General features: G+C 62.6%; 21 protein-coding genes and 1 tRNA gene. 13 read left to right on the plus strand and 9 right to left on the minus strand.

Annotated features, from left to right (window positions below):
* The 3 genes from BMX04_RS19585 to cueR form a co-directional block, all read left to right on the plus strand.
* Positions 1-360, plus strand: a 360-nt coding sequence (locus BMX04_RS19585) for a hypothetical protein (protein WP_217644519.1), incomplete at its 5' end; no start/stop codon positions are given.
* Positions 361-541: 181 nt separating this feature from the next.
* Positions 542-3001 (plus strand): heavy metal translocating P-type ATPase, encoded by a 2460-nt coding sequence (locus BMX04_RS18115; protein ID WP_050664357.1) that lies wholly within the window; start codon positions 542-544, stop codon positions 2999-3001.
* Complete coding sequence (cueR, locus tag BMX04_RS18120; RefSeq protein WP_050664358.1) at positions 2998-3384, plus strand: Cu(I)-responsive transcriptional regulator; 387 nt, start codon at positions 2998-3000, stop codon at positions 3382-3384. Before BMX04_RS18115 ends, cueR begins: the two co-directional genes overlap by 4 nt.
* Before the next feature lie 68 nt (positions 3385-3452).
* On the opposite strand, the gene ggt is transcribed toward cueR, so the two are convergent.
* The 3 genes from ggt to BMX04_RS18135 are packed head-to-tail and all read right to left on the minus strand — an operon-like array spanning position 3453 to position 7339.
* A complete protein-coding gene (ggt, locus tag BMX04_RS18125; RefSeq protein ID WP_050664359.1) occupies positions 3453-5219 on the minus strand; it encodes a gamma-glutamyltransferase in 1767 nt (588 codons plus the stop codon).
* A 13-nt stretch (positions 5220-5232) separates the two neighbouring features.
* Positions 5233-6345: a THUMP domain-containing class I SAM-dependent RNA methyltransferase gene (locus BMX04_RS18130; protein WP_050664360.1), complete on the minus strand. Its 1113-nt coding sequence runs from the start codon at positions 6343-6345 to the stop codon at positions 5233-5235.
* A gap of 7 nt (positions 6346-6352) precedes the next feature.
* Positions 6353-7339, minus strand: coding sequence for a 2-hydroxyacid dehydrogenase (locus BMX04_RS18135; RefSeq protein ID WP_050664361.1), 987 nt, complete (start codon positions 7337-7339; stop codon positions 6353-6355).
* A gap of 103 nt (positions 7340-7442) precedes the next feature.
* On the opposite strand from BMX04_RS18135, the gene BMX04_RS18140 reads away from it, so the two are divergent.
* Together BMX04_RS18140 and BMX04_RS18145 are read left to right on the plus strand one after the other, a co-directional pair.
* Positions 7443-7943, plus strand: a complete 501-nt coding sequence (locus tag BMX04_RS18140; protein WP_050664362.1) for an SH3 domain-containing protein — start codon at positions 7443-7445, stop codon at positions 7941-7943.
* A gap of 84 nt (positions 7944-8027) precedes the next feature.
* Positions 8028-8102 (plus strand) — tRNA-Gln (locus BMX04_RS18145).
* A 166-nt stretch (positions 8103-8268) separates the two neighbouring features.
* Here the strand turns inward: BMX04_RS18145 and BMX04_RS18150 are convergent.
* Positions 8269-8667, minus strand: a complete 399-nt coding sequence (locus BMX04_RS18150) for a DUF2177 family protein (protein WP_050664363.1) — start codon at positions 8665-8667, stop codon at positions 8269-8271.
* 116 nt (positions 8668-8783) lie between these two features.
* A complete protein-coding gene (locus BMX04_RS18155) occupies positions 8784-10142 on the minus strand; it encodes a hypothetical protein (RefSeq protein WP_244888589.1) in 1359 nt (452 codons plus the stop codon).
* A 204-nt stretch (positions 10143-10346) separates the two neighbouring features.
* On the opposite strand from BMX04_RS18155, the gene BMX04_RS18160 reads away from it, so the two are divergent.
* Entirely contained in the window at positions 10347-10955 is a 609-nt protein-coding gene (locus BMX04_RS18160) for an SOS response-associated peptidase (RefSeq protein ID WP_074788266.1), read from the plus strand.
* 75 nt (positions 10956-11030) lie between these two features.
* Here the strand turns inward: BMX04_RS18160 and BMX04_RS18165 are convergent, their stop codons facing one another.
* Positions 11031-14108: an efflux RND transporter permease subunit gene (locus BMX04_RS18165; RefSeq protein ID WP_074788267.1), complete on the minus strand. Its 3078-nt coding sequence runs from the start codon at positions 14106-14108 to the stop codon at positions 11031-11033.
* Positions 14105-15172 carry an efflux RND transporter periplasmic adaptor subunit gene (locus BMX04_RS18170; RefSeq protein WP_074788268.1) on the minus strand — a complete coding sequence of 356 codons (1068 nt, stop codon included), beginning with the start codon at positions 15170-15172 and terminating at the stop codon, positions 14105-14107. Before BMX04_RS18170 ends, BMX04_RS18165 begins: the two co-directional genes overlap by 4 nt.
* Positions 15173-16065: 893 nt before the next feature.
* Here BMX04_RS18170 and BMX04_RS18180 point away from each other — a divergent pair.
* The 7 genes from BMX04_RS18180 (at position 16066) to BMX04_RS18210 (ending at position 21414) form a co-directional block, all read left to right on the plus strand.
* Entirely contained in the window at positions 16066-17790 is a 1725-nt protein-coding gene (locus tag BMX04_RS18180) for an HAD-IIIC family phosphatase (protein ID WP_074788270.1), read from the plus strand.
* Entirely contained in the window at positions 17777-18019 is a 243-nt protein-coding gene (locus BMX04_RS18185; protein ID WP_074788271.1) for an acyl carrier protein, read from the plus strand. The genes BMX04_RS18180 and BMX04_RS18185 overlap by 14 nt, the downstream gene beginning before the upstream one ends.
* Positions 18009-18608 (plus strand): GNAT family N-acetyltransferase, encoded by a 600-nt coding sequence (locus BMX04_RS18190; RefSeq protein WP_074788272.1) that lies wholly within the window; start codon positions 18009-18011, stop codon positions 18606-18608. The genes BMX04_RS18185 and BMX04_RS18190 overlap by 11 nt, the downstream gene beginning before the upstream one ends.
* Positions 18605-19015: a VOC family protein gene (locus BMX04_RS18195; RefSeq protein ID WP_217644521.1), complete on the plus strand. Its 411-nt coding sequence runs from the start codon at positions 18605-18607 to the stop codon at positions 19013-19015. Before BMX04_RS18190 ends, BMX04_RS18195 begins: the two co-directional genes overlap by 4 nt.
* 41 nt (positions 19016-19056) lie before the next feature.
* Positions 19057-19764 (plus strand): class I SAM-dependent methyltransferase, encoded by a 708-nt coding sequence (locus tag BMX04_RS18200; protein ID WP_074788274.1) that lies wholly within the window; start codon positions 19057-19059, stop codon positions 19762-19764.
* A gap of 148 nt (positions 19765-19912) precedes the next feature.
* Positions 19913-20323: a sugar 3,4-ketoisomerase gene (locus BMX04_RS18205; protein ID WP_074788275.1), complete on the plus strand. Its 411-nt coding sequence runs from the start codon at positions 19913-19915 to the stop codon at positions 20321-20323.
* Positions 20320-21414 (plus strand): DegT/DnrJ/EryC1/StrS family aminotransferase, encoded by a 1095-nt coding sequence (locus tag BMX04_RS18210; protein WP_074788276.1) that lies wholly within the window; start codon positions 20320-20322, stop codon positions 21412-21414. Before BMX04_RS18205 ends, BMX04_RS18210 begins: the two co-directional genes overlap by 4 nt.
* 21 nt (positions 21415-21435) lie before the next feature.
* Here the strand turns inward: BMX04_RS18210 and BMX04_RS18215 are convergent, their stop codons facing one another.
* Together BMX04_RS18215 and BMX04_RS18220 are read right to left on the minus strand one after the other, a co-directional pair.
* A complete protein-coding gene (locus BMX04_RS18215; protein WP_083398239.1) occupies positions 21436-22623 on the minus strand; it encodes a glycosyltransferase in 1188 nt (395 codons plus the stop codon).
* Positions 22518-22770: integrase core domain-containing protein (locus BMX04_RS18220; protein ID WP_139194537.1), on the minus strand; the 253-nt coding region annotated here is incomplete at its 5' end. The genes BMX04_RS18220 and BMX04_RS18215, both read right to left, overlap by 106 nt.

Genomic DNA, 22770 nt, shown 5'->3' on the forward strand with positions numbered 1-22770 from the left:
GCGCTCCGCAATATGGTCGACCCGGCTAAGGAAACGACCGCATTGAAAGTCATCTGTCTGATGTACATCGTTTCCAAAGAAACGAAGTCCATACAAGACAGTGAAGCTGACACTACATCATCGAACCGAAGTCCTAGTAGCGTTGATATACAGACGTTGATCCATCGACTGAACCAAACCGCCCACATATCTCTTCAGATACCAATTTTTCAAAGAGCGTCGAAGCAAAACCAACCGGAAGCGCCAAACTACCTAGCGCAACCCGCCAATCATACCTCAGATATTTTCTACCGCCTCACAATCCAGAGCATCTGCCCCGTCCCGTTCCGCGTCCCAACAACACCTCAGCGCCGCCGGTGAAGGGGCTTTTACGGTTACGCCCGAAGAGTCGCAAGAGGTTTTTTTCACAAAACTGCAATTTTCTTTGCTTCACCGTATATTTCTTTGGAAAGCCCGGTTTTCAAGCATCCGACATCAGGCACCTCTTGACCCTCCAGTGACTGGAATGCCTATTTAACAGGGAGACACGCAAGGAGACGTCATGTCCGCCGACACCACATTGAGAATCGAGGTTCAGGGAATGAGTTGCGCCGCCTGCGCAGGTCGGGCGGAGCGCGCGCTTGGTACCGTGCCCGGACTGCGCGATGTCTCGGTCAATTTTGCCAATGGTCAGGCAAGCATGGTGATGCAGAGGGCGCAGGCCGACGATGTGGTCGAGGCGCTCGAGGCCGCCAACTACCCGGCGCGCGAGGAAAACGTGACCCTGAACGTCTCCGGAATGAGTTGTGCCTCCTGTATCAACCGGGTCGAGGCCGCTCTCAAAGCCTTGCCCGCGGTGCTCGACGCCCACACCAATCTGGCCACTCAGACCGTTCAGGTGCGCTTTCTGCCAGGCGGCACCGATGCCCCACATCTGGCGCGCACGCTGACCGCGGCGGGCTATCCCGCCAAGCTGCGCGATGATGGAGCCGAGGATCAGGCCGCCCGGCGCGCTGCAGAGATCGACCATGCCCGAAGACAGGTCTGGATCGCGGGTCTTTTGACCCTGCCGGTCTTCGTTCTGGAAATGGGTAGCCATGTCATCCCGGGTCTGCATGGGCTGATCGCCGAGACCATTGGCATGGGCGCATCCTGGATGGTGCAATTCGTGCTGACCACGGCTGTTCTCATCTGGCCGGGGCGGCAATTCTATCGGTTGGGCGTGCCGGCGCTGCTCAAGGGCGCGCCGGACATGAACAGCCTCGTGGCCCTGGGCGCAAGCGCAGCCTGGGCCTATTCCACGGTCGCACTCCTTGCCCCCGCGCTTCTGCCCGAGGGCACCCGCGCGGTCTATTTCGAGGCGGCGGCGGTGATCGTCACGCTGATTCTGATGGGCAGATGGCTCGAGGCGCGTGCCAAGGGGCGCACCGGCGCGGCCATTCAGCGGCTGATCGGGTTGCAGCCCAAGACCGCCCGGGTCGAGCGCGACGGCGAGATACGTGATCTGGCGATCGAGGAGGTCACAGTCGGTGATCTTCTCCAACTGCGCCCCGGCGAACAGGTGGCGATCGACGGCGAAGTGACCGAGGGCACATCATATATCGACGAATCGATGATCACCGGAGAGCCCGCCCCGGTGGCCAAGAGCCCCGGCGACACGGTCGTGGGCGGCACGATCAACGGCGATGGCGCGCTCAGCTTTCGCGCCACCGCCGTGGGTCGAGACACGGTGCTGGCGCGAATCGTGGCCATGGTCGAAGAGGCGCAGGGCGCGAAACTGCCGGTACAGGCGCTGGCCGACCGGGTCGTCCGCGTCTTTGTTCCCGTCGTCATCGCCGTGGCGCTGGTGACGGTTGCGGTCTGGCTGATGGTCGGCCCTGCCCCGGCCCTCACCCATGCGCTGGTCGCAGGTGTCTCCGTGCTGATCATCGCCTGCCCCTGCGCCATGGGGCTGGCCACCCCCACCTCGATCATGGTGGGCACCGGGCGCGCCGCCGAGATCGGTGTGCTGTTTCGCAAGGGGGAAGCGCTGCAACGGCTCGACGAGGCGCGCGTCGTGGCCTTCGATAAGACCGGCACACTCACCCAAGGCAAGCCTGCCGTCACGCGGATCACGGTAAGCGCCGACTGGGATGAGGTCACGGTGCTGCGCCTCGCGGCCGCGGCACAGGGCAAATCCGAGCACCCAATCGCCCGCGCAATGGAGGATGCCGCCAAGCAGAAAGACCTGAGCCTGCCAACGGTGGAGAGCTTCCACGCCATCGCCGGTCACGGGATCGAGGCCGATGTCGAGGGGCACAGGTTGCTGATCGGCGCGGCCCGTCTGATGACGAGCGAGGGGATCGAAATCGGCGCGCTTGAGACCGCAGCGCAGGATCTGGCCGAGGAAGGGCAGACCGCGATTTACGTCGCTATCGACGGTCACCTTGCCGCCGTGCTGGGCATCGCCGACGCGGCCAAACCCTCAAGCCGGGCGGTGATCGAGGCGCTGCATGCGCGCGGCCTCAGGATCGCGATGATCACCGGCGACAGCACGGCCACGGCGCAGGCCATCGCGGATGAGCTTGGCATCGACCATGTCGAGGCCGAGGTGCTGCCCGAGGGCAAGGTCGATGCCGTGCGCCGCCTACAGGACCGCTTTGGCGCCACCGCCTTCGTCGGCGACGGGATCAATGACGCCCCTGCGCTGGCACAGTCCGATATCGGCATCGCCGTGGGCACCGGCACCGATGTCGCCATCGAATCGGCGGATGTGGTGCTGATGTCCGGCGATCTGGCGGGGGTGATCAACGCGCTCGACCTGTCGCACCGCACCCTGCGCAACATCCGGCAGAACCTGTTCTGGGCCTTCGCCTATAACGCGGCGCTCATTCCGGTGGCGGCGGGGCTGCTTTACCCGGCAACGGGGCTCTTGCTCTCGCCGATGCTGGCGGCGGGCGCGATGGCGCTCTCTTCGGTCTTCGTGCTGTCGAACGCGCTGCGCCTGCGCGGAGTGCGCCCTGCGATGGAGGCAAGTTCATGAACATCTCTGACGTGGCCCGCGACACCGGCCTGCCTCCCAAGACAATCCGCTATTACGAGGAGATCGGCCTGATCCGCCCGATGCGCGGCGACAACGGGTATCGCGTGTTCCGCGACAGCGACGTGCATAAACTCGCCTTTCTCGGCCGCGCCCGCACGCTTGGCTTTTCCATCGAGGATTGCCGCACGCTTCTGGCACTCTACGAGGATCAGGACCGCGCGAGCGCCGATGTAAAGCAGGTGGCGCAGGACCATCTGGACAAGATCGAGGACAAGATCGCACAGCTGCAATCCATGCAGGCCACGCTTAAGCATCTGGTCCGGGAATGCGCGGGCGACAACCGGCCCGATTGCCCGATCCTGAGTGATCTGGCCAAGGGCTGAGCCCCGGGATGTTTTAAGGCCAGAAGAAACATGACGGGTTTCTTTTTGGTGAAAATACTCAAAAAGCCTCACTCACCGTAAGCAAGCCCCTCGCGGCGGGGATCGGCCCCGCCTTGCAACACCTCCCCGATCTCGATCGCATGCAAGCCCGAGGTCAGATCGCGCAGCGTCACCTCGTAGCCCATGGCGCGCAGCGGCGCGGCGAGGCGCGGCTCTTCCAAATCATAGGGCCCGAAGCGATTGATCAGATGCGGCAGGGCCACGGCCTCTTGCACATCCATCCCCCAATCCACCCAGGCAATGATGGTCTTGGCCACGTAACCAATGATCAAGCTGCCGCCCGGACTGCCCAGAACCAGCACTGGCGCGCCGTCCCGTCGCAGGATGGTGGGCGCCATGGAGGAGCGCGGGCGCTTGCCCGGTTCGACCCGGTTGGCGATCAGACGCCCCTCGTCATGGCTGGCGAAAGAGAAATCCGTGAGCTCATTATTGAGCAGAAACCCCCGCACCATGAGCCGCGAGCCGAACCCATTTTCGATGGTCGTGGTCATGCTCAGCGCATTGCCATAGCCATCGACAATCGAGATATGCGAGGTCGACGGCAACTCGATGGACTGGTCGTCACCCCGGTTCAGCGCGTGATCGAATTCCGGCCTGCCCGGCGCGATCTCTGGCAGGGCATCGTCGCCCCGCAACAGATCCGAGCGCGATTTCAGGTAATCCGAGGCCAGCAGCCCTTTGAGTGGCACCGGCACGAAATCGCTGTCGGCCAGGTAACGCCCACGGTCGGCGAAGGCCAGACGGCTTGCATCGCCAATCAGCCGCCACGCCTCCGGATCATCGGAGCCAAGCCCCGCGAGATCGAACGGCGAGAGCAGCCCGAGGATCTGCCCCACGGTCGAGGCACCCGATGAGGGCGGCCCCATCCCGCAGACCTCATAGCTGTGATAGGGTACACAAAGCGCGGGCCGCTCCTTTACCCTATAAACTGCCAGATCGGTTTCGGTCAGCACCCCCGGATTGCCCGGCGCGCCCTGCACCGTGGCCACGATATCCGCCGCGATCTCACCGGTGTAAAAGGCGCGTGGGCCATGGGTCGCAAGGGCGCGCAACGTCTCGGCATAGGCCGGGTTGCGCAACCGGTCGCCCACGGCGAGCGGTTCCCCCTCGGGCAGGAAATAGTCGCGCGTTGCCGGGAACCGTGCAAGGCGGTCGGCATCCCCCGCCACCAGCGAAGCGAGACGCGGGCTGACTGCAAATCCCTCTTCAGCCAGCCGGATCGCATCTGCGAAAAGCCCCGGCCACGCCGCCTGCCCCAATCTGTCATGCGCCGCCTTGAGGAGCGCTGGCGTGCCCGGCGTGCCCACCGAACGCCCGCCCACCACCGCGTCGAAAAACTCCAGCGGCTGGCCCGACGCGTCCTGAAAAAGGGTCGGCGTGGCATCAAGCGGCGCAGTCTCACGCCCGTCCAATGTCGTGATCTCGCCACTTGCCCCGTCATGCCAGACAAGGAACGCCCCGCCCCCCAGACCGGAGCTTTGCGGCTCCACCAGCCCCAGCACCGCCTGCACCGCAACCATCGCGTCCGCCGCCGTGCCACCCGCGCGCAGCACCGTTGCGCCGGCCTCGACCGCCAGAGGGTGCGCTGCCGCGATCATCCAGTTCTCAGCCTCTACCGGGCGTCCCGCGTCCTTGGCCGCCTGTGCGCGCGCCAGAAGGCCGGGCACCTGCAAGCCCCCTGCCCCGGCCCCTTCCGGGGCGACGGTATCCGCCGCTTGCTGCGCGTGAACCGGAGTGCACAGACCAATCCCCAAGGCCAGAAACAGCGCGCGCATGTGCCAAACCCTCCTAAAGCGGATCGGTGCGCCAGAGCGTCACCTTGAGCCCACCATGCGCCACTGGCGGCCCGGCTGGCAAGAACGGCAACCCGGTGGATTTTGCGAGGCCTGCGTCGCTGGTCACAAGCCCCACGCGCCAACCCTTCATCTCACGCCTCAGAACCTCGCCAAGGCTGGCATAAAGACCGAAAAGCAGCTTGCGATTGCCGATCCGCGCGCCGTAAGGCGGGTTGATCATCACCAGCCCCGGCGGCCCCTCGGGCCGGGTCAGCGCCGAAATCGGCTGACAGGCAAACTGCGTGATCTCTCCCACCCCGGCGCGGGCGGCATTGTCAGTCGCCATGCGCACGGCCCCTGCATCGCGGTCAAACCCGTAAAACCGCAATGGCATCTCGCGCGGCGCAGCCCCGCCTTGCATCGCCGCCCATGCCTGCGCGTCGAACCCCGCCAGATCTTCGAAGGCAAAGCGTCGCGCACGCCCGGGCCGCACCCCTGTAGCGATCTCCGCCGCCTCGATGGGAAAGGTGCCCGAGCCGCACATCGGATCGAGTACCGGCTCGGACCCATCATAGCCGCATTGCCGCAGAAAGAGCGCCGCCAGCGTCTCGCGCATCGGGGCCTTGCTCACGGCCTCCTTATAACCGCGCCGATGCAGGGGCTCGCCCGAGGTGTCAACGCTGAACGTTACCAGATCATCCTCGATCCGCGCCATCAGGCGCAGCTCGGCATCGTCGCGCACCTCCACCCCGAATGCCTCGGTGAGCGCGCCGGTGATCCGCTGAGTCGCCGCCCCGGCGTGGTAGATTTTTGATTTGCGGCAGGTCACCTCGACCCGCAACGGCACATCTGCACGCAGATGCGCGGCCCAATCGAACTTGCGCGCCCGCTTGTCGAGTTGGGCAAGGTGGAACGCCCGAAACGAGCCGATCCGTGCCAGCACCCGCCCGGCCCCGCGTAATTCCAGATTGGCGCGCCGGACATCGGGCCATGTGCCCATGAAACTGACCCCGCCGGGCAGCACGGTTGCGGGGCCGAACCCAGCCTCGCGCGCCTCTTCGGCAAGGGCGGCTTCATGCCCCGGCGGGGCGGCGAGGAAGATCTCGAAAGGCGCGGGCTGGCTCAATGCAGGATCACAGCATCGCCGGCACGACCTGATCGGGCGGGCGGTGGCCGTCGTCAAATGTCTTGATATTTATGATCACCTTTTCGCCCATCTCGATCCGGCCCTCGACCGTGGCCGACCCCATATGCGGCAACAGCACCACGTTCTTCAATTCACGCAGGCGTGGGTTGATCTCGGTCCCGTGCTCGTAGACATCGAGCCCTGCCCCCGCGATCTCTCCGGCGCGCAGCATCCGGGTCAGCGCGTTCTCGTCGATCACCTCACCTCGACTGGTATTCACGATCACCGCCTCGGGCTTCATCAGTTTCAACCGCCGCGCGTTCATCAGGTGAAAAGTCGACGGGGTATGCGGACAATTTATGCTCAGCACATCCATCCGCGCCACCATCTGATCAAGACTCTCCCAATAGGTGGCCTCATGCTCCTCCTCGATCTCGGGACGCAACCGGCGACGGTTGTGGTAATGCACCTGCATGCCAAAGGCCGCCGCGCGCTTCGCCACCGCCTGACCAATCCGGCCCATGCCGAGAATCCCAAGGCGACGCCCCGCGACCCGCCCGCCCAGAAGTGCCGTGGGCGACCAGCCCTGCCATTCCCCCGATTGCATCCGCGCCAGCCCCTCGGGCAACCTGCGGGTGACACTCAGGATCAGCGCCATGGTCATGTCGGCGGTGTCATCGGTCAGCACGCCGGGCGTGTTCGACACCAGAATACCGTGCTGCCGCGCCGTATTGACGTCGATATGATCAACACCCGCGCCATAATTCGCGATCAGCTTCAGCCGGTCACTCGCCTGCGCGATCAGCCCCGCATCGATCCGGTCCGAGAGCGTCGGCACGATCACATCCGCTTCACGCATGGCGCGCGCCAGTTCCTCGCGGCTCATCGGCGCGTCATCCTCGCGCAAGGTGACATCGAACAAGTCGCGCATCCGCGCCTCGACCGGCTCGGGCAGGCGTCGCGTCACGACAACACTCAGGCGGGCAGATGGCATGAAGCGCCTCCTCAAGCTTTCATTTCTCGCACGTTGCTGCCAGAGTGGCGCAGGAAAGAGCGAGGCACAAGAACCCGCTTGCAGATTGACGGGCAGAAATCGAATGGCTGTGATGAAATCACCTGGCTTGGCGGCGCTTGCGCTGGTCCTGTGGCCCTATTGCGCAGGTGCCGGGGACCGCGGGCCAGTGACCAACCTGCCGCTTCCGCGCTACGTGTCGATGAAGGCCTCCGAGGCCAATGTGCGGCGCGGACCCAGCCTGACGCACCGGATCGACTGGGTGTTCAAGCGCCGCGACATGCCGCTGATGATCACCGCCGAATACGGCCACTGGCGGCGCGTGCAGGATCGCGACGGCGCGGGCGGATGGGTGCACTACACGCTTTTGTCGGGCGTGCGCACCGCCATCGTCGAGGCTGAGATGCTCGACATGCTGTCCCGTCCGGAACCCGGCGCAATGGTGGTTGCACGGCTGGAACAGGGCGTGATCACCCGTCTGTCGGAATGCGGCCCGGACTGGTGCGAGGTTTCCACCCAGGGCTATGACGGCTGGGCACCCAAATCGGCACTTTGGGGCGTCGAGCCGGATGAAACGCTGGATTGATTCAGAGCCTCCGGCGACGCTGTCATATTTTTTACTTTCCACTCTTGAACCGCACGAAGGTCCAGAGTAATTAGCGCGGCACGTTGGGGTGTAGCCAAGTGGTAAGGCAGCGGTTTTTGGTACCGTGTACCGTAGGTTCGAATCCTACCACCCCAGCCAAAACCTCCTCAGCTTTAAACCGATGCGGCCCTCGGCGGAAAACCGCGAGGAAAGTGCCCCGATATAGACGCAGCGATATGCTGGAGCGGCGGCGTGAGATGATGGATAAGTGGGAGAGGTTCGTCCTCGGACGCGGCGCTGGCACTTGATGGGCGCGCTTGTCTGACTAACTGATTGCCCTTGCTGCCAAGACCCCGCCCCAAGCCGACACCGCAGTGACTGTCGCGCCCCAAGCCATGTCGGCGACCACCATCGACGGATGCCAGTCGCGCATCACCGTCCAGCTGGTCAGCTCGTAGGTGCCGTAGGCGACAAGACCCAGGATTGCGCCGTTCACGAGCGCGGTGACGGGCGTGCCATCGCGCAGCGCCGGCCAGCCCGCGAACCAGACCACACCGGCCATGTAGATGAGATAGAACAGTACGGCCGGGAGGGGCCGTATACCCTCACGAAGCGTCTCGCCCAAGTGCTGAGCGAAGAGCGGCTTCATGACGGTCGAGAGCATGATCGCGTCGGCGATCAGGAAGATCACGCCGGTCACCAGGACGAGGACGAGAAGGGACATTCGTTTCTCCTTTACAGGGCTCCATGTAGGTCGGCGAGGCAGCCCGTCTAAGACAGCTCATGTTGGCGAAAAAATCCCTGGTCATCGCATCACCGTAGTCATGGGCCTTGGTGTCGTCACAAGACGAACGCGTAAACCACCACCCAGAGCGACAGCATCACCCCGCAGAGCAGGGTATAGACGCCGTTCCACAGCCAACCGACGCGTAGCGCGCTGATGCCGCCGAAGGAGCCGATCAGCAGTGTCGTTGCGGTAAAGGGTGAACTGGCCCCGCTCAATGCCCATCCCGCTGCAAGGGCCACGACGATCGCGGTCGGCGTCACGCCAAGGTTCTCGGCACCGGGGATAAGCGGCGCGAGCAGCGTTACGGCCAGAATCGGGTTCATGCCGAGTTGCCCGGCAAGCGGAATGAGCCAGACAAAGCTCACCAGCAGCAGCCAGGGCGGCAACACTGACAGATCTAGCCCCGCGCGCTGCATCAGCGGCCCGAGCAGGGCTGACCCGACGGTACCGATATATCCCGCCATCATCAAAAGCGTAAGCTCTTCGCGGTAGCCCGGCAGTTCCTTGGTCACATAGTCACCGACCCGGCGCATCACCGACCGCACCGGTGCCTGCGCCCAATGCTGGATCAGCATCCAGACCAGTGCGATCACCGGCACGATGACCACCACCAGCCCGACGATCCGCACCTGCGTGAGCGTCGACAGGCCGATCACACTAACCACCAGCACCCCGAGCAACGCCAGTAGCGGCAGCATGAGCGCCCAGGACCCCTCCGGCTCCTGACGTCGCGGTGTCACGCTCAGCTTTGGTTTGAAGGCCGTGTCGAGCCCCCAGCCGATCCCGGCCAGCAGCGCCGAGGAGACCAGCCCCGGCACCATCGCCTGCGCCCAGCTTGCGCCCGGCACCACACTGATCGAGATCGCCATTGCAAAAGACAGCGGCGACCACGGCAGGGTCGATACAAAAGCGCGCTGAATCGCCAGAAGCATCCGCCGAATACGGTGACCGCGCACCTCCGGATCAGGCTCAGTCTTGGCATTGGCCAGCGCCAAGGCACCCAAGAGCTGGATCGCGCCGTAATTGAGCAGCAGCGCAAAGCCCTGCCCGCCCACGGTGAGCGCCGCATAGCGCCGACCGGGCCGCTGACCCGAGAGAAAACGGCCCGCGGCCTGCACGGCAGCCGAGGTCTGCGCGATATTGCGCAGGGTCGAGAGGGCCGAGAAGAAGGCCGCGATGAACGCCGCCGATCGCAGCCCCTCCAGTGCCACCTCCCACCAGCCTGCCGTGCTGAACGCAAGCGCCCCGGTCAGGCCGAGTGCCACCGCAACAAAAGCCTTGCGCGACAATCGGACCTGCACTGCGAGAGTGGCCACGAGTACCAGCACCAGAACGGGTTTCGCCGGGGCCAGCCATGCCGCGAGATGCCACTCGTGAAAGATGACCAGACAGGTGATCGTGACCAGCAGCACGCCGGTAAGAAGGTCGACCCGATTGCGTATTTGCCTGACCAATTCCGAGATCCTGCCGGTTGTCAGCCTCTTGTGCCTGCTGAGGTGCCGGGCGGCAAGGGCACCGATGAATTAGGGCGGCAGCAGTGCCACGGCGTACCGGCTAATCGCTCTCATATACCCAACGGCTTGTAGAATCGGCGCACGCCCCCTCATCTTCCATCCATGTGTGGACGCTTCATAGACCCCAACCTGCGCGGCACCGAGTTCGAGTTCGCCGAGATCAGGATCATGCCCTTCCCGCGCCGGTTCAACATCAAGCCGACGCAGGAGGTCTACATGCTTCTGGGCCAAGAGCTGACCTGTGCACGGTGGGGCCTGATCCCGAGCTGGCACAAGGGCGATATGAAAGACTGGCGCGCCACCACGATCAACGCACGGATCGAGGAAGCTGCGACCAAACCCAGTTTTCGTGGGGCGTGGCGCTATGGCCGCTGCCTGATCCCGGCTGGCGGCTATTACGAGTGGACTGGCACCAAGAGCCCCAAGCAGCCGCATTTCTTCTCCAGCGCCGGCAACGAGGAGACGCTGTGGTTCGCGGGCATGCTGTCGGTCTGGAACGACCAGCGCACCTGCGCGATCCTGACGCGTGCCGCGAATGACACCGTCACGCCGGTCCATGACCGCATGCCGGTGATCCTCGACAGCGCGGAGCGTGACGACTGGCTGTCAGGGTCCGACCGGACCGACCTCGGTGCCGCCTACAGTGTCAGGCACCATCCGGTAACTCGGTTTGGTATCGCGGATGAGGGAGAGGCGCTGATCGAGCCATAGATGGGCCTGGCGCATCCGGGATGGATGTTGTCGGTCATGTCTGGAAGACCTTTGACCGACAAGATCGGCGCACGGTCAGGCACCGCTTTCACGCAATTCCCGGTCGAGCGCCTCGGACGATGAGGCACGCGACGTTGCCAGCCCGCTCACCAGCGCATAGGCGGCGGGTGTCAGGAACAGGGTGAACACAGCTGCCATGCCCAGACCGCCCACGATCACCCAGCCGATCGCCGCGCGCGCCTCGGCCCCCGGCCCGGCCCCAAGGATCAGCGGCAGGCCCGACATCACCGTGCAGATGAGCGTCATCGCGATCGGGCGCAGCCTTGCGAGCGCGGCTTCGTAGGCCGCATCCATCACCTCGCGCCCCTCGTCTCGCAGCTGGTTGGCGAACTCGACCAGCAGGATGCCGTTCTTGGCCATCACCCCGATCAGCATCAGCACCCCGATCTGACTGTAGATATTGATCGTCGTGCCGGTGAGCAGCAGCGCATAGATCGCGGCACAGACACCGAAGGGCACCGTTGTCATCACCACCAGCGCGCTCGTGAGGCTCTCGAACTGCGCGAGCAGCACGAGGAACACCACCAGAAGTGCGATCACATAGGTCGCCGCCAGCGCCGAAGAGGTCTCGTCCAGGGATGCGGCCTCGCCCAGAAAGATGAGACCTATGCCCGGCGGCAGCCGCTCCTGCCCCATCGCGCGCACCTCGTCGATCACCTCGCGCAGCGTCACCTCGGGAGAAACCGAGGCGTCGATCTCGATGGCACGGCGCTGCTCATGCCGGTCAAGCTCCGCCGCAACGCCGCGCTCGTTGAGAGTGACGATCTGGCTCAACGGCACCAGGTCGCCTGCGTCCGAGCGGATGTTGAGATTCATCAGATCAACCGGGTCGCGCACGACCCCTTGGGCGGATTGTAGAAGGATCGGCACCGCCTCGTCGTCGATGGTCAATTCGGCCACCTCGTCCTCATCGACAAGCGCCCGTAGCGTGCCCGAAAGCGTGGACATCGGCACCCGCAAGTCCGAGGCCCGCTGCCTGTCCACCCCGATACTGAGCTGCGGCTGCGTCGCTTGATATTGAACCCGGATACCCGACAGCCCCGACACGCCGGCCAAATCCTGCGCAAAGGTATCGGCGGCCTCGGCGATCTGCGGATAATTCGGCCCGGTCAGCGCGATGCTCAAGCCGCCGCCCGATCCGCCGCGCAGCCCGAGGCTGTTGCCGCTGCGAATGCGGGGGCGCGCGCCCGGCAGGGCCTCCAGCTCGTCGCGGATTTCCGCCTCGATATCGGCCTGCGTCAGGGTGCGCTCCTGCCACGGGTCCAGCCGCACGCCGATGCTGCCGCGATTGAGGTCATAGCGCCCGGTGATCGAATACAGGCTCTGCGCCACGCCCTGCTCGACATAGGGCCGCAGCATGTCCTCGACCTGCACCACCTGCCGGTCGGTGTAGTCAAGCCCGGTGCCATCCGGTCCCTGCACCCAGACCGAGACCATGCCACGATCCTCTTGCGGGACCAACTCCTCGCCCAGACGCTCGTAGACCAGAACCGCGCCTCCGGCGATGAGCGTCGCCCCCACCAGCGTCACCAGCGGTGCACGGATCATCGGACGAATAAGCGTGCCGTAATGTGCTGCCAGCCGACTTCCCAACCCGCCAAACACCCCGCCACCGCGCCCCAGCCCTTCGGACAGCGAGGCCAGCATCGGGCACATGGTCAGCGCGACAAAAGACGAAATCGCCACCGTCACCGCCAGCACGAAACCGAACTCGGTGAACAGCCGCCCGGCATCGCTCGGCAGGAAGGAAATCGGCACAAAGACCGCGATCAGCGTCACCGTGGTGGCGATCACCGCGAAAAACACCTGCCCCGACCCCAGAACGGCGGCAGCGCGGCGGCCCATCCCTTCCTGCCTGCGGCGCTGGATATTCTCGGTCACGACGATGGCATCATCCACCACCAGCCCGGTGGCCAGCACCAGCGCCAAAAGCGTGATCAGGTTGATCGAGAACCCCATGAGGTAAATCCCGGCGACCGATCCCACCAAGGCAATCGGGATGGTCACAGCAGGGATGAGCGTGGCCCCGAGACGGCCAAAGAACACCCAGATCACCGCGATCACGATCAGCAGCGCCACGGCCAGCGTCTTGAGCACCTCGGCAATCGCGCCCTTGATGAACACCGCATCATCGCTGGTGACGGCAAAGCCCAGATCGGGGAAACGTTGTTTCAAACGCTCGATCGCGCCACCTACCTCGTCCGAGATGCGCACCGTGTTGGACTGCGCCTGCCGCACGATCCCAAGGCTCACCACAAGCCGCCCGTCAAGCCGCGCAATGCTGTCGGGCGTGGCCAGCCCGAAATAGACCTCGGCCACGTCGCCCAGCCGCACCCGATCGTTCAGAAGCAGTTCCTCGATCCGCCGTGGCTCGGCCACGGTGGCATCGGCGCGCACCAGCACTTCCAACGGTCCAGAGGAAAAACTACCCACTGGCACATCGAACTGTGCTGCGCGCAAGACCTCTGCCACCTCGCCAATGGACAGGCCGAAGGCCGCGAGACGGTCGGGACTGACCTCAACCCGCAACACCCGCTGCCGGTCCCCGAACAATACCACCTCAGCCACGCCATCCACGGCAGTGAACTCGGTTGCGATGGCATCCTCAACCAGGCGGGTCAATTCACCTATCGATCGCTCATCGCTCCATACCGCGACATCAACGATAGGATCGGCATCCTCCTCGGATTTGACGACGAACAGATCCTCGACCCCGTCGGGCAGCCGTGGCTCGACCCGGCTCACCGCCTCACGCACGTCATTTGCGGCATTGGCCAGATCACGATCCGAGCTGAACTCCACCCGCATCCGGAAATTGCCCTCTTCCGAGGAAGTTCGTACCGCCTCAACCCCCGCCACCCGCGCCACCGCCCCCTCGACCAGCGAGGCGACCTCGGCATCGACGGTCGTGGGTGAGGCACCGGGATAATTGGCGCGCACCGAGACGATGGGCCGGTCCACATCGGGCAATTCCCGCACTTCGATCCCGAACAGCGCGCCTACGCCCGCGATCACGATCAACAGGCTCATCACAGCTGCCAGATAGGGCCGCCGCACGCTGAGGTCGGAAATGCCACGCCCGCCGATGCTCATGAGCGGACCGCGTCCGGATCGTTGAGCACATTGACCCCGATACCGGGGCTTAGCCGCTGCGTGCCCTCCACGATGATCCGGTCCCCTTCGGACAAGGCACCATCCACGATCACCTGACCGTCGCGACGACGCACCAGCTTGACCGGCACCGGCTCCGCCACGCCATACGAGACGCGCCAGACCTGCAACGCCCCGCGCGAGAATTGCAGCGCCAGTTCCGGCACCGCCGGATAACTGCTGCCGGGCAGATCGAGCCGGATCGAAAACGACGCGCCGGGCCGCAAAAGATCGGCCGCGTTGTCGATGGCGGCGCGCACCCGCGCGGTGCGGGTTGCGGCCTCCACACGGCTGTCGATGGCCACCACCTCGCCGTCAAAGCCGCGCCCCTCCACGGCTGGGGTCTGCGCGCTGATGTTCAACCCGATCCGCACCCGGCTCAGCAGTGTTTCGGGCAGATCGAACTCGACGAGAATACTGCTGCGGTCATCATAGCTGGCAATCGCGTCATCGACGACGATCCTGTCGCCCACCTCGACGCCTGCCAGCCCCGATACGCCGTCAAAGGGCGCGCGCAGCGTCCGATCCTCAAGATCGGCGCGGGCCTGTTCGACGGCGATGCGCGCCACCTTGTAATCGGTCTCGGCCTCCTCGAAGCGCGCCGTGGCGGCCGCGCCGGTATCCTGCAACGCCCGGTAGCGATTGCGTTCGGAGGTGGCGCGCTCCAGCCGGGCCTCGGCCAGTGCCAGCGCCAGCCGCTCGTCGGTATCTCGAAGGTGCAACAGGACATCACCCGCCGCGAACCGTGCCCCCGGCGCGATCGCAAGGTCGGTGATCTCGCCGCTCGCCGGCGCCCGCAGCGTAACCGACCGCAGCGCAAATCCGGTGCCTATTGCGGAAAAGGTCAAATCGTCCGGCATGGTGATCACTTCTGCGGCGATCACCGGAACGCCAGGTGCCTGTGCCTCTTGTTCTGTCTGCTTCGCATCAGGCGGATTTATGGCGGCGCCCAGCTCGGCGCGATACTGCCACGCCAGGCCTGCCCCCGCGATCAGGAGGGAAGACATGACAACCTGTTTCAAGACGCTCGTTTTATGCACCGGTGCTCATCCATCCGCGTATCGACAAACGAGAGGTAGCGCGCAATGAGGCAAGGTCACGCCTCCCCCCGTTACTGCGATAGATCCATGTCGCAAAGCCCTCACGCACGTCCTGAATGACACCGTTACGGCAGTCCATGACCGCATACCGGTGAGGACCCTCAAATTTTCAAAGACTTACTCCCATGATTGCGCTAGAAAACCCAAAATAATAGAGCAAGTTCTTCTCCAGTATTCTTTCTTGTGTGCTTTGACAGGTTAAGTGATCTTCAGAAGAAGGCGCTGAACACAAGTCCTCCTGAAAAGCTTATAAACACAATTCGACCGGTCGGAATAATATGGGCTTCCGGATTTGCGCTTGTTGTTTGTAAGGCGGGTTGGATCCAACAAATCTCCACAGGCCCCGCAGCGTCACGGCGTTCTTTAAACAAAACAGAATCCAAATTCAGAATATCGTATCCAAATTCGGCCTAATCACTCTTGATCATCAGTAGGACTTCTCCAGACACAAACGTCGGAGAAGACCCATCAATGAACCATCCCAAATCAACTCCAAGCGCGTGATGCGCATCACTGAGATTATCGCGCCGAACAGACCGGTCCCGGTTGGACGTTCGACATGGTGGGAAGGCGTGAATTCTGGGCGCGTTCCTAAGCCTATCAAATCGGGTCCGCGCATCACTGTTTGGCGTGAAGAAGATATCGATGCCTAGAGCTTCTTTTTGCTTGCGCAACAATCGCGCGAAAGATATTGAGCGCATGCTTTGAAGCGATGGCGCAAAAGCTCTGCCGGAGCTGTGAGTCCACATAGTGTGTTGACATCAGAGAGAACGGAAAGTCACGATAGCATGGCTGTGCAAATGAGCACGATTGTCGATCAGGCCTTTGCGCGGGCCGAATTCCAAAAGGTGGTTTTTGCGCAGGCCCCACGACGGGCCGATCTGTTGCGCGCAGCGAAAAAGGTGCCCACTAAGGCGCCGCCGATCCGATTGCGGGTGCACCGCAATCACCCGTTCGAGTTCATCGCGTCACTGCTTCCGGCCATGTGTGCGTATGATGGTCGTAGCATAGATGTCGAGATAGGGGAATATGACGACTCGCTCAGCTTAGCGCTGCAGGGACGTGCGGATGTAGAGCTGATCTGGCTGGATTACGAACGCTACAAGCTGACGCCCGACGCGCTTTCGGAGTGGTTGAAGTGCCGAGTCGAAGCCTTGCGGGGCGCAAGTCCTGCTCCGATTCTGGTGGCCGACTGGCCGAGGCGGATGGGGGGCGCGCAGGGGTTCAATGAAAGCCTGCGGGCCTGGGGCAAAGACGTGCCGGGCGTGCGGATCTTGCCGCTGGACGAGGCGGCGGACGCGCTTGGCGATGAGTACCTTGACAAGCGCATGGCGAGTGTCGGTGCGACGCGACTGTCGGAGCGTGCGAATGTGACCCTGGCGCGGCTGATGGGGCTTTGCTGGCTGCCTGCCGTACTTCGGCCGCGGTTGAAGGCTGTGGTGTTCGATCTGGACAACACGCTGTGGGGCGGCGTTCTGGGCGAAGATGGTCAGGACGGCGTGATCGTCGATCAAGGGTATGATGCTTTGCAAGACAAGGCTGTCGAGCTTGCTCAGAGCGGTCTGTTTCTAGGGATCCTGTCGCGCAACGAGCCTGAAGATGTGGAGGCGATGTTTGCCTCGGAACGCATGACGCTACCGAGCCAGAGCGTGTCCGCGCGTACTATAAGTTGGGGAAGCAAGTCCGAGGGCATGGCGGAGATCGCAAAGACCCTCAGGGTTGGGTTTGACGCGATTTTATTCGTCGATGACAATCCTGGCGAATTAGCGGCGGTCGCCTCCACCTGTCCGGGCATTCAGCTTTTGCACGCCACGCCGGACCCGCTGGAGACCTGCCGGGCACTGGAGTTCTATCCGGGCCTTTTCACCTTTGGTGGAGACGCGACCGATGCGCTTCGGTTCGCGGACCTGGCCACCAATGATGCGCGTCAGTCCTTGCGGGCCCAAGCGGAGAGCCACAAGGATTATCTGGCCTCGCTGGATTTGGAGTTGCGGGTCGCAGTGAACCCAGCGGCGAATCGCGCGCGGTTGCATCAGTTGTCGCAAAAGACGAACCAGTTCAATCTATCGCTGCAGCGGTTGTCGGAAACGGATATTGCGGATGTCCTTTCGGCGTCTGACCGGCATGTTGTCGCCATTTGGCTGGCCGACAAGTTTTCCGAATCTGGCCTGATTGCGGCAATGTTCGTCAGCGCAGACGGGCAGGGGATGCTGCACGTGGACGAGTTGTGCGTCAGTTGCCGCGCGCTTGGGCGTGGCGTGGAAGACATTATGATGGTCACGGCCATCGATGCCGCTGCCGCCGCGGTGATCGTCAATGGCGGCGCCCGAATCGAGCAGGTGCGATTTCAGTCGGAGAAAGGACCACGCAATTACCCCGCGCGGGCGTGGCTGGAGGCCTTCAGCGGTCAGACCCTTGGTGCGGACGGTAGTGTAACGGTTGCATGGACGGAGACGCCGCGAACCGCGCAAGCGCGCGCCTTGCCTGTCCGGATCAAAACGGGTGAGCCCAATGCAAACCAATGAGATAGATGTGCGCGTGCGCGAGATCCTACGTCTTGCTCTGAAAACGGACGTGCCTGAGGAGGGTAGTTATGCACGGGAAGACGACCCCAACTGGGATTCGTTGAAACATGTGGAAATGATCTTCATGCTAGAAGACGAATTCGATGTGCAATTTGCGGAGGACGATTTCGCCAAGATGGGTAGCGTTGCGGCGATTGTGGCCTTGGTGGAAGCCAATCATGCGGCATGACATTACCGACAGCGCTGCGGGGATTACGCTGCGTCCCGTCCGGCTGGAGGATGCCGCAGACATCGTTGTGTTGAGGTCCGGTCCGGTGCAGGCCCGGTTCGTGCACTCGATCTCGCCCTTGGTGGAAGATCAGGAGAGGTGGCTGACGCGGTATTTTGAGCGGGCGGGCGATTACTATTTCGTTGTCGAACGCAGCCATGATCAGCGCTTCGAAGGCACGGTTGGCCTTTATGATCTGGCGGATGGCCGGGCCGAATGGGGCCGGTGGGTCCTGATCCCGGGTTCCTTGGCAGCCCCGGCATCGGCGCTCCTAGTTTACCGGATTGCCTTTGAGACGCTTCAGCTTTCGGAAGTCTATTGCCGGACGGTTGCCGAAAACAAAGCGGTGCTGTCGTTCCATGACGCCTGTGGCGTGCGACGGGCGGGCGTTGTGCGGGATGCGTTTGCGCTGCGTGACGGGCCCGTGGATGCCATAGAGCATCAAGTGCTGGCCGCTGAGTGGCCGGATGTGCGGGCCGGTCTGGCGCTTCAGGCCGACCGGGCCTCGCGGCTGATCACCCGGGATGCGGGCGAGAGGGCGGAGTGTTGACCTTTGATCCCGAACAGTTCCGGTTCCACCATATCGGTGTTGCCTGCCGCAGGATCGAATGCGAGCAGAGGGGATGGGCCGCACTGGGCTATGCACCGGAGGGTGCGCGCTTCGAAGACCCGCTGCAGGGCGTTGCCGGCATTTTTATGAAAGGCTCTGGGCCACGTGTAGAACTACTTGAGGAGTTGCCCGGGTCGGAGACATTGACCCCGTTTCTGGAGGTGGGCACTAAGATGTACCATCAGGCCTTTGAGGTGCCTGATCTGGACCGCGGCATGGCACACCTTCAGCACTACCGCGCCAAGGCGCTGTCCCCGCCGAAACCTGCTGTTGCGTTCGGGGGCCGTCGCGTCGTGTTCTTAATGCTGCCCACAAGGTTGATTGCTGAGCTGATTGAAATGGAATAGCCTCGCTGCCAAAGCCACAGGCGCAACAACGGAACCTGAACATGGATGAATCAAACGCCCTTGAAGGCATCGCGCAAAATTCGCTTTACGCGGCTGGTGTGAACACAGACACGGTGCTGTATAGTTTTGAAATCTTCAAACGGCACTTCCGCGGCACGACCATGCTTGAGATGGGTCCGGCCGAGGGTGTTATGACAGAGCATCTAGCAAACACCGATTTCGAGTTGTCGGCTGTAGAAGGCGCGGAGCTGTTTTGCAAGGATCTTGAGAAGCGCTACCCGGAGATGCAAGTCACCCACAGCCTGTTCGAGGACTTCGCACCGCCGAAAATGTATGACAACATTGTTCTGGGCCATGTGCTTGAGCATGTTGAAGAGCCGGTGGATATCCTGTCGCGGGCGCGCGAATGGCTGACCGAGGACGGCATTATTCTGGCGGCGGTGCCCAATGCGCGGTCGCTACATCGTCAGGCGGCGGTTCTGATGGGACTATTGACCTTCGAGCAGGAAATGAACGACGCTGATCGCCATCACGGGCATCGCCGGGTATATACGCCGGAGACCTTCCGGCGCGATTTCCTGCAGGCGGGGCTGAACATCGAGGTGTTTGGCGGCTACTGGATGAAACCGGTTTCCAACAAGCAGATCGAGGAGACTTGGACGCCTGAGATGCTGAGTGCTTTCATGAAGCTGGGTGAGCGGTATCCCGATATTTCGGGCGAGATTTACATCGTGGCCTCTCGGGCTTGAGCATGCGCGCGCAGAGGGCGGTTTTACTGACCTTGCTGGCGTTATTCGGCCGCTGGGACAGGATGCCTGTGTGCGCATTGCAGGAACTTGTTGTTCCGCAGAGACGCCGCTAGACTGCGCGTAACGATCCCAACCGCTGGAGACGTTTTTGCCCCTAAGAGACTGCCGACGCATTGACCTGCCCAAGATTAAGGACAACCGGGGAAACCTGACCTTTATCGAGGGAGGCAACCATGTGCCCTTTGATATCAAGCGGGTGTATTATCTTTACGACGTCCCCGGCGGATCGGATCGCGGGGCGCATGCCCACAAAGGGCTGCACCAGTTCATGATCGCCATGTCCGGCAGTTTTGACGTGGTTCTGGATGACGGGTTCAAGGAGCAGAGGTTTCACCTGAACCGGTCCTATTTTGGGATCTACAGCTGCCCGATGATGTGGCGCTATCTCGATAACTTTTCTTCTGGTGCCGTTTGCATGGTTATGGCCTCGGCGCGCTACTCGGAAGGCGATTATATTCGCGATCGAGACGAGTTTCTCAAGGCTGTGGGTGCAAGGTGAAGGTTCCATTTCTGAATTTGTCCGCCGCCTGTGACGAACTCCGGGAGAACCTGGATGGTGCGGTATTGCGCGTGCTTCATTCCGGCGGTTTTATCTTGGGCCCGGAGGTGGAGGATTTCGAAACATCCTTCGCGCGGTATGTCGGAGCAGAAGCCTGTGTTGGTCTGGGCAACGGGCTGGATGCGCTGAGACTGGGCCTGATGGCGCTTGGTGTGACGCCGGGGGACGAGGTGATCGTACCGGCGAATACCTTTATCGCCACATGGCTCGCGGTCAGCCAATGCGGGGCCACACCTGTTCCTGTCGAGCCGCTTGAGGCCACTTACAACATTGATCCGGACGGGGTGCAGAACGCGATCACGAGCCGCACCAAGGCGATCGTGCCTGTTCACCTCTATGGCCAGCCTGCGGATCTCGATGCGTTGCAGGCCATAGCAGATGCCCACGGAATCAGCCTGCTCGAGGACGCGGCGCAGGCGCATGGTGCCAGATACAGAGCGCGCCCCGTCGGCAGCACCGGCACGGCCACGTGGAGTTTTTATCCCACCAAGAACCTCGGGGCGATCGGCGATGCAGGCGCGCTTACGACGTCTGACCCCGCAGTGGAAAACCGAGTCCGGTTGCTGCGCAACTATGGATCGGAAGAAAAATATCACCATGAGACGCAGGGCGTGAACAGTCGTCTCGACCCAGTCCAGGCGGCGGTGCTGTCAACCAAGTTGCGCGTGCTAGATGATTGGACGAACCGGCGCCTCGCCATTGCAGACAGGTATACACGCGCATTCATGGAGGCCGGGCTTGCGGCACCGTTCGTTCCGGATTGGGCAGAGCCGGTCTGGCATCTCTATGTGCTGCGCCATCCCGAGCGTGATCAGTTCCGGGCGCGCCTGGCGAAAGCGGGTATCGGCACGGTGATCCATTACCCGATCCCGCCACATTTGCAGAACGCCTATTCGGATCTCCGCTTTGCCACTGGTGACTTTCCGCTGACCGAAAGGCTGGCCGGTGAGATCATCAGCCTGCCCATGTGCCCCGCGCAGACCGAGGCACAGACCGACCACGTCATCGAGAGTGTGCTTCGGCTGGCCTGAGCCGCCCGAAAAGCCCGACCGTTACCGGCGTGTCGGCAGGAATACGCGCCGAAGTGCGTGCTTGGTGGAGCGTCGGTAATAGCCCCAGCTATAGCGATACGCCGAATACAGGTCAGCCATGAACGGGCCGAGGTCAAGCGCCTGCTGCAAGGCCGCATCATCGCGATTGGCGAGGCACTCCGAAAAATAGTTACGGGCGCGGCGTGTGACAATGGCGGGCAAAGGCCGCTCGGGAAAGAAGCGATTGTGCCAATCGATCAAGGTTCGCAACTGCCGGAGTGTGTTACGGTGCAGGTTCTCGTCATGCTTACGATAGACGAATCCGGGGTCTCGCAGGAAGACACAACGCAAGCAGGAGTTCGCAATCAGGTGCTTCCAGAGTTTCGTGCGCAGGATCAAATCATCACCTGCGATATCTTCGTCGTAGCCGCCGATGGCCTCGACGCAATCGGCTCGCAGGACAGTGCCTTGCGTGAAAAATGACCCGGCAGTGGCAAACTCGATTTCCAAGAGATCATGGCAACTGGCCGTCTCGTGGCCAAACACTGGATTGCGCACCTCGGGCCGGGTGATCTTGCCGGACATGTCCATCTCGGACATGGAGGAATTTCCGACCATCACCAAGGATTGATCCTCGAGCAGCAGCGCCATCTTGGACGAGATGCAGCCGGGCAAGAGCAGGTCATCAAGTGATGTGGGCAGCACGAAGTCACCCGTCGCCGCAGCCAGCGCACGATTCACGTTTCCGGCGATATTGGCCGTGTTTTGCTGGGTGATGAGCGTGGATTGCACATCGCTTTCCGACAACGCCGCTTCGATGACCGCGACATTGTCGTCAGTCGAGCCATCGTCGATGACGATAATCTCCAGCGGCCTGTAGTCTTGGGCCACGATGCTTTCGATTGCGGCCCTTGCGTATTTCGCATGGTTGTAGGTGGTACAGACGACTGAACACAGACCGGGCTGGCGCGCACAGGGGTCTTGAGTGGAAGAGTGGATATGTGTCACGGCGTATCTATCCGAATGTCTTTGGGTCACATCACACAGCTTGGGCTGCCGACCTTTAACTTGGTCTGCCCCCACTGAGTGGTCCAGTTTAAATGTTAGTGCATGGTCGGCCTTTGGTCTATGGGAACGATGCTTTCGGGCGCTGGTGGGCGGTATCCCAGAGCGCTGTGCGGTCTGACTGTGTTGTAGTGGCGGCGCCACTTCTCGGTCAGAATCTGGGCCTCGCGTAGCGAGTAGAAGACCTCACCGTTCAGAAGCTCATCCCGGAACCTGGCATTGAAGCTTTCGCAGTAGCCGTTCTCCCACGGAGATCCTGGCGCAATAAAGGCCGTCTTGGCGCCCACCGCG

This window comes from Roseovarius tolerans, assembly GCF_900109855.1.
In the GTDB taxonomy this organism is placed as follows: domain Bacteria; phylum Pseudomonadota; class Alphaproteobacteria; order Rhodobacterales; family Rhodobacteraceae; genus Roseovarius; species Roseovarius tolerans.

Bases quoted from the DNA above. Each gene is read 5' to 3' on its own strand.
- BMX04_RS18115 (WP_050664357.1), top strand. From the start codon at position 542: ATGTCCGCCGACACCACATTGAGAATCGAGGTTCAGGGAATGAGTTGC.
- cueR (WP_050664358.1), top strand. From the start codon at position 2,998: ATGAACATCTCTGACGTGGCCCGCGACACCGGCCTGCCTCCCAAGACA.
- ggt (WP_050664359.1), bottom strand. From the start codon at position 5,219: ATGCGCGCGCTGTTTCTGGCCTTGGGGATTGGTCTGTGCACTCCGGTT.
- BMX04_RS18135 (WP_050664361.1), bottom strand. From the start codon at position 7,339: ATGCCATCTGCCCGCCTGAGTGTTGTCGTGACGCGACGCCTGCCCGAG.
- BMX04_RS18140 (WP_050664362.1), top strand. From the start codon at position 7,443: ATGGCTGTGATGAAATCACCTGGCTTGGCGGCGCTTGCGCTGGTCCTG.
- BMX04_RS18150 (WP_050664363.1), bottom strand. From the start codon at position 8,667: ATGTCCCTTCTCGTCCTCGTCCTGGTGACCGGCGTGATCTTCCTGATC.
- BMX04_RS18160 (WP_074788266.1), top strand. From the start codon at position 10,347: ATGTGTGGACGCTTCATAGACCCCAACCTGCGCGGCACCGAGTTCGAG.
- BMX04_RS18165 (WP_074788267.1), bottom strand. From the start codon at position 14,108: ATGAGCATCGGCGGGCGTGGCATTTCCGACCTCAGCGTGCGGCGGCCC.
- BMX04_RS18170 (WP_074788268.1), bottom strand. From the start codon at position 15,172: ATGTCTTCCCTCCTGATCGCGGGGGCAGGCCTGGCGTGGCAGTATCGC.
- BMX04_RS18180 (WP_074788270.1), top strand. From the start codon at position 16,066: ATGAGCACGATTGTCGATCAGGCCTTTGCGCGGGCCGAATTCCAAAAG.
- BMX04_RS18185 (WP_074788271.1), top strand. From the start codon at position 17,777: ATGCAAACCAATGAGATAGATGTGCGCGTGCGCGAGATCCTACGTCTT.
- BMX04_RS18190 (WP_074788272.1), top strand. From the start codon at position 18,009: ATGCGGCATGACATTACCGACAGCGCTGCGGGGATTACGCTGCGTCCC.
- BMX04_RS18200 (WP_074788274.1), top strand. From the start codon at position 19,057: ATGGATGAATCAAACGCCCTTGAAGGCATCGCGCAAAATTCGCTTTAC.